Annotated in this window: 2 protein-coding genes; both read right to left on the bottom strand. The window is 70.9% G+C overall.

The features are described 5' to 3' along the window. Positions 1-33: 33 nt before the first annotated feature. Entirely contained in the window at positions 34-1,086 is a 1,053-nt protein-coding gene (locus ACFVW8_RS39025) for an ABC transporter permease (RefSeq protein WP_389698786.1), read from the bottom strand. Then, on the bottom strand, positions 1,083-2,046 hold a 964-nt coding region (locus ACFVW8_RS39020), incomplete at its 5' end, for an ATP-binding cassette domain-containing protein (protein WP_389698784.1). The genes ACFVW8_RS39020 and ACFVW8_RS39025, both read right to left, overlap by 4 nt.

Below are 2,046 nucleotides of genomic sequence, written 5' to 3'. Positions count from 1 at the left end.
GAGTGTGCCCGTCCGGCGTTTGCGCACCACCGCTCAGTCCTGCTTCTCGCCGCTCGCGAAGCGGGAGATGACCAGGGCGACGATGATGATCGCGCCGTTCAGGAACTGGTTCCAGAGGGCCGGCACGCCGCCGAGGGTCATCACGTTGACCACCAGCTGAAGCGTCAGCACACCGGTCAGCGCGCCGAACAGGGTGCCGCGGCCGCCCTTGAGGCTGATGCCGCCGATGACCGCCGCGGCGAACACCTGGAAGATCCAGCCGTTGCCCTGAGTCGCGGCGACCGCGCCGTAGTGGCCGGTGTAGAGGATGCCCGCGAAGGCCGCCAGCAGACCGCCGACGGCGAGCACGATCCAGGTGACCCGGTCGACCCGGATCCCGGCGGCGCGGGCCGCTTCCGGGTTGCCGCCGATGGCGTACAGCGAGCGCCCGTGCCGCAGCCAGGCCAGTGCCGCGCCGCCGATCGCGAAGAGGAGCAGGCAGATCCAGACCGCGGCCGGCGCACCGAGCCACGAGGTCTTGCCGAGGTAACGGAAGGACTCCGGGACGTCGGTGATGGACTTGCCCTCGGTGATGCCGATGTGGAGTCCGCGCAGCATGGTCAGCATGCCGAGGGTGGCGATGAAGCCGTTGACCCGCAGCTTCAGCATCAGGAAGCCGTTGATCGCTCCGATGACGAGACCCACCAGCAGGCAGAGCGGAATCGCCGTCCAGGTGGGGAGGATTCCCAGGCCGGCGAAGCGGCCGTCGTCGCCGGGCAGCACCAGCCACATGGCGACGACGGGCGCGATGCCGATCGTCGACTCCAGCGACAGGTCCATCCGTCCGCAGATCAGGATCAGCGCCTGGCCCAGGACCAGCAGGCTGAGCTCGGAGGACTGCTGGACGACGCTGATCAGGTTGTCCGAGGTGAGGAAGACCGGCGAGACGATGAAGCCGATCACCATCAGCACCAGGATCACCGGCACCAGGGAGAAGTCGCTCCACCGGATCAGCTTGAGGCGGCTCAGCGGGCTCCCGTCGTCCGCGCCGCCCTTCGGCGTCCCGTCGAGGTCGTCGGCCGTGGACGGCCGTATCGTGCCGGTCATTCCCTTTCCCCCACACCTTCCATGGCGGCGACGAGTTCCCCGTCGGTCCACCCGCTTGCGAACGTGGCGACCAGTCGCCCGTGGAACAGGGCGAGCACCCGGTCGCAGACCCGCAGATCGTCCAGCTCGTCCGAGACGACGACTGCGGCATTGCCCTCGTCGGCGACCCGCCGGACGACCCCGAGGAGCGAGTCCTTGGACTTGACGTCCACCCCCGCGGTCGGCCGGACCGCCACCAGCACGCTGGGCCTGCGGGCCAGCGCGCGGGCCACCACCACCTTCTGCTGGTTGCCGCCGGAGAGCCCGGAGACGGGCTGCTCGGGCCCCTGGGTCTTGATGTCCAGCGAGTCGATCATGCCCCGGGCGAACTCCCGCGTACGGGAGGGCAGTACGGTCCCCCACGGGCCGAGCTGGTCGGTGACCGTGAGGGTGGCGTTCTCGGCGACACTGCGCTGCAGGACGAGGCCCTGGTCGTGCCGGTCCTCGGGGATGTATCCGATCCCGGCGGCCAGCGCGTGCGGCACGCTTCCCGAGCGCACGGGCTCGCCGTGCACCCGGACCGTGCCGCCACCGGCCTTGCGCATGCCGGCCAGCACCTCGCCCAGCGCGGTGTTGCCGCTGGCCGCGGAGCCGGCCAGACCGAGCACCTCGCCGGCACGCACCTGGAGGTCCAGCGGTTCGAACCGCCCCTCCAGGGTGAGTCCCTCGGTGCGCAGGACGGGCTCCGCGGCGGGGTCGAGCGGTGCGGCGGTGCCGGCGGCGTGCCAGGCGGCGGCCCCGGCGGCCTTCTCGCCCGTCATCGCCGCCACCAGTTCCGCCTTCGCCACATCTGCCACCGGGGCGGTGAGGACGTGTCGGGCGTCGCGGTAGACCGTGACCGCCGTGCAGAGCTCGTACACCTCCTGCAGGTGGTGGGAGATGAAGAGGAACGCCACTCCCTGGCTCTGCAGTTCCCGCAGC

Source organism: Streptomyces sp. NPDC058221 (genome assembly GCF_042882365.1).
GTDB lineage: Bacteria > Actinomycetota > Actinomycetes > Streptomycetales > Streptomycetaceae > Streptomyces.
This window is presented reverse-complemented; position numbering and strand designations above follow the sequence as displayed.